This window comes from bacterium (assembly GCA_035703895.1).
GTDB lineage: Bacteria > Sysuimicrobiota > Sysuimicrobiia > Sysuimicrobiales > Segetimicrobiaceae > Segetimicrobium.
The window spans coordinates 1-4,448 of sequence record DASSXJ010000174.1; the positions used below are offsets into that span (position 1 = coordinate 1).

The 4,448-nt window shown below is 65.5% G+C and carries 4 protein-coding genes; 2 read left to right on the forward strand and 2 right to left on the reverse strand.

The window, feature by feature from the left end; all coding sequences use genetic code 11:
• Window positions 1-1,193 (forward strand): toprim domain-containing protein (locus VFP86_12460; protein ID HET9000451.1); only part of this gene is annotated, 1,193 nt, incomplete at its 5' end.
• A gap of 77 nt (window positions 1,194-1,270) precedes the next feature.
• Window positions 1,271-2,344, forward strand: coding sequence for an RNA polymerase sigma factor RpoD (gene rpoD / locus VFP86_12465; protein HET9000452.1), 1,074 nt, complete (start codon window positions 1,271-1,273; stop codon window positions 2,342-2,344).
• A gap of 11 nt (window positions 2,345-2,355) precedes the next feature.
• Here the strand turns inward: rpoD and VFP86_12470 are convergent, their stop codons facing one another.
• Together VFP86_12470 and VFP86_12475 are read right to left on the reverse strand one after the other, a co-directional pair.
• Entirely contained in the window at window positions 2,356-2,829 is a 474-nt protein-coding gene (locus tag VFP86_12470) for a hypothetical protein (protein ID HET9000453.1), read from the reverse strand.
• Window positions 2,826-4,448 (reverse strand): glycoside hydrolase family 15 protein (locus VFP86_12475; GenBank protein ID HET9000454.1); only part of this gene is annotated, 1,623 nt, incomplete at its 5' end. The genes VFP86_12470 and VFP86_12475, both read right to left, overlap by 4 nt.

The following is a 4,448-nucleotide window of genomic DNA, read 5'->3' on the forward strand; positions in this document are numbered from 1 at the left end:
ACTACGATGCGCTGCGGGATCGGGTCATCTTCCCCATTCACGACCTTCAGGGCCGCCCCGTCGCGTTTGGCGGGCGCGTGCTCGCGGAGGGGACGCCGAAGTACCTCAATACTCGGGAGACGTCGCTGTTCGTCAAGGGGAGGATGCTGTACGCACTCGGGGATGCCCGGGACGCGGTTCGTGAAACCGGGGAGGCTGTCGTGGTTGAAGGATACATGGACGCGCTCACCTGTCACCAATACGGGGTCACGAACGCGGTCGCCTCTCTCGGGACCGCCCTGACGCTCGACCAGGTGCTCCTGCTGAAGCGGTTCACCCCGCGCGCCGTCCTCGTCTACGATTCCGATGCGGCGGGGATCGGGGCCGCGGAGCGTGGCCTCGATGTCTTCGATCAGGCAGAACTCCCAGTCCGTGTAGTCGTGCTGCCGGGCCAATCCGATCCCGACGCCTTCCTTCGGCGAGAGGGGGCGGAGGCGTTCCGCCGGGCGTGCGCCGCGGCCCTCCCGATCTTCGAGTATAGGTTGGCCGCGGCCCAGCAGCGGTACGACAGCAAAACCGTGGAAGGAAAGGTAGGAATTGTTAACGAATTGGGACAGTTAATCATATCAGGAAGCAATCCCGTACGCCAGGGGGAATATGTCCGCCTCCTCGCAGACCGGCTGGGTGTGCGGGAGGAGGCCATCCGTGGTCAATTGGGGCGGCTCCGACGGGAGCGGCCGGGGGGGAGGGGCCTCCCGGCTGAGTTGCCGCCGGTGCCGGGGGTAGGTGCTCGGGTTCTCACAGAACGCGAGCTTCTTCATCTCCTCGTAGTCAACCCGGCCGTGCGAGAGTCCCTTCGGGGGACCATCTTTCCGGAGGCGTTCATCGAGCCCGATCATCGCGAGCTTGCGGCGGCCCTACTGGCCGACGGCGAGGAGGCGAGTGAGCCGGGGAGGCTGCGCGAGCGGCTGCGGAGCGCGACGGCCGTCTCGCTGCTGAGCCGATTGTTGATGGCCGAGCCGCACGCGAGGGATCCCGTGCGGGCGGCGGATGCGTGCGTGCGGAGGATCCGGGGGATCGATTTGGAAGAGCGTATTGACGGGTTGATGGGCGCGCTCCGGGATGCCGATCGCGCGCGGGACCTGAAGCGCATCGAAGAGTTGCAGGGCGAGTTGCAAAAACTGCAGGCGCAGAAACAAGGAGTTGGACATTAGTGGCAAAGGCTCGTAAGGGACAATCAACCGCCGCGTCAGAGGCGACGCTGTCGAAGCGAAGGGCGGAGGCCGAGAAGATGCTCAGCACCCTTTCGGCCGATCTGCGCACGCTCGTCGAGCAGAGCCGCAAGCGGGGGTACGTGACCTATGACGAGATCCAGGAAGCGGTCCCCGAGGTGGAAACGAACCTCGACGAGTACGACCGCATCTACGGGATGCTCGCCGATCTCGACATCAAGGTGGTCGATGATCCGAAGGAGGCCGAGAAGCGGGCCGACGACGAGGAAGAGCCCGAGGCCGTGCTCGAGCCGTTGGAAGGCGTCAGTATCGACGATCCGGTCCGAATGTACCTCAAGGAGATCGGCAAAGTCCCCCTCCTCAACTCCGCCGAGGAGATCAAACTCGCCAAGCGGATGGAGCGGGGGGACGAGGACGCGAAGCGGCGGCTGATCGAAGCGAACCTGCGATTGGTCGTGAGCATCGCGAAGAAGTACGTCGGTCGTGGCATGCTGTTCTTGGACCTCATTCAGGAAGGTAACCTCGGGCTGATCCGCGCCGTCGAGAAGTTCGACTGGCGCAAGGGGTACAAGTTCAGCACGTATGCCACGTGGTGGATCCGTCAGGCGATCACCCGGGCGCTTGCCGATCAGGCGCGCACCATCCGGATCCCCGTCCACATGGTCGAGACGATCAACAAGCTGATCCGGATCTCCCGCCAGTTGCTCCAGGAGCTCGGGAGGGAACCGACTCCCGAGGAGATCGGTCAGGTCATGAAGATGCCGACCGAGCGGGTGCGAGAGATCATCAAGATCGCACAAGAACCGATCTCGCTGGAAACCCCGATCGGGGAGGAAGAAGACAGCCACCTGGGGGATTTCATCGAGGACCAGGACGCGCTGGCGCCGGCCGAGGCCGCCTCGTTCACGATGCTCAAGGAGCAGCTCGAGGGCGTCCTCGAGACCCTCACCCCGCGCGAGCGGAAGGTGCTCAAGCTGCGATTCGGGCTCGACGACGGCCGCCCCCGCACCCTGGAGGAAGTGGGCCAGGAGTTCGGGGTGACCCGGGAACGCATCCGCCAGATCGAGGCGAAGGCCCTGCGCAAGCTTCGCCATCCCAGCCGCAGCAAGCGGCTCAAAGACTTCATCGAGTAGCGGCTGGTCCCTCACCCCTGGTAGAACGCACCCAGGATCGTCCCGAACACGATGTGCGCAGAGAAGACCGAAAGCGGGGTGCGGGTTCCGTAGTGGAGGGCCAGGAAGCCGGGCGGCTCGAGCTGCCGCATGACGGTGGGGCCCTGGGCCTCGGTGGCCATGCGGGGGTGGAGGCCCGGTAGGAGCCGCATCCCGACCGTGAGGACAAACGCGGCGTGCACGAGGCCGATGAGGGCCCCGCGCCACCATGTGGCATACCCCCAGGCATAGAAGGCCGCGATATACACCAGCGAAAAGACCCAGCCGTTCACGAGATGCACGATGAATCCGAGGAGCTTGGCACGATCCCGATCGGGGGTGAACATCGTGCCGAGCATGTAGGGGATATCTATCCGGGTGAGCCCCATGCCCTGGCTTGCGGTCATCGCCGTGGTCAGCACGACCGTGCCGACGAACCCCCACAGGGCCCAACTCCCCCAGTTCATCGGCGCGTTGGTGAGTCTGGGCGGGGGGACCTCGTGGAGTCCCGGCCCGAGAGGCGGTCCTGGAGCGAGAGGGCGGCGTTGATGAGCCCGACATGGGTGAACGCCTGAGGGAAGTTCCCTAGCGCGTCGCCGGTGGCCGGATCGATCTCCTCGGCGAAGAGACCGACATCGTTGGCAAACGTGAGAAGGTGCTCGAAGGTCGCCTTGGCTTCCTCCGCGGTCCCGCCACCCATGGCGAGATACTCGGCTCCCCAGAACCCGCAGATGCCGAATGCGCCCTCGCCTGGGGACTCGCCGGTGCGGTACCGGTACAGGAGGCCGTTCCCCGCGCCCAGGTGCTCCTGAATCCGCGCAAACGTCCGGGTCATCCGCCATGAGGCGGCATCCTCGAACCCGTACCAGGGCATCAGCAGGAGGCTCGCGTCGAGCTCGTCGCCATCGAGACGCCCCACATAGCTCTCGAGCCGGGGATTCCACGCGCGATCTTCTACTTGCCTGCGGATCTCATCGCGATTGCGTTCGAACAGCGCGACCGGCGCCCTCCGCAAATGTCCCCTGGCGTGGAGCGCCACCAGACGATCGAGCGCGGTCCAGCACAGCACGCGCGAGTGCGTATGATGGGCTTTGCCCGATCGCGGCTCCCAGATTCCTTCGTCGGGTTGCTGCCAGGTGCGACACACGTACGTTCCGAACGCGGAGAGCATCCGCTCGGTGTCCCGGTTGAGGGCGGCACCGCCGCGGATCAGCTGAGTGACGGCGTCGATGACTTCTCCATACACGTCGAGCTGCAGTTGCGCGATCGCCGCGTTGCCGACGCGGACCGGACGCGATCCCCCGTACCCGGCCAGATGGTCGAGCGCGCGCTCCGCCGGCGGAGGCATGCCGTAGACATCGTAGAGCACGCGGAGCGTGGGGCGGGTCAGAGCCGTCGTGTGCAACAACCAGTTCGCAAAGGCCTGGGCCTCTTCCGTGTACCCCAATCCAAGGAACGCGCGTAACGTCAACGACGCATCACGCAGCCAGCAGAAGCGGTAGTCCCAATTGAGATCACCACCTACCCGCTCGGGCAGCGCGGTCGTCGGCGCCGCGACGATCGCTCCCGACGGCGCGTACACGAGGAGCCTCAGGGCGAGTGCGCTTCGGATGACGGCATCACGGCCCGGGCCGTGGTACGTCAGCCGTGAGGCCCATGCGTTCCACCACGCGGTGGATCGTGCGATGGCCTCTCGGGTCCACTCGCCCAGAGGCGGGAAGACCGCCGGCCATTCGTCCTCAAAGATGAGGGAGAAACATCGGACGTCTCCGGCGCGGAGCCGAAACCTGCTCTGAATCTGGTTGTCCTCGCGGAATTCGACCGGGACGTCGCTTTGTAAAACTAAAAGCCCGGCGTCCGTTTCGATGCGCGTCCCCAATTTCCCGGCCTGCCGCAGCCGCGCGCGCCCACGCCCGTACTGCGGGCGTGGGGTGAAGGTCATCTCCAGTTCGAGTTCGCCTCGCTCCACCTCCACCATTCGAAGGATCTGATGGTCGGGAAGGAGGAGCTTCCGCTTGTCGTCTTCGGAGGCCACCGGCATCGCGTCGGTCAGCCGCATGGTGCCGGTGGCCGTCTCAAATTGCAT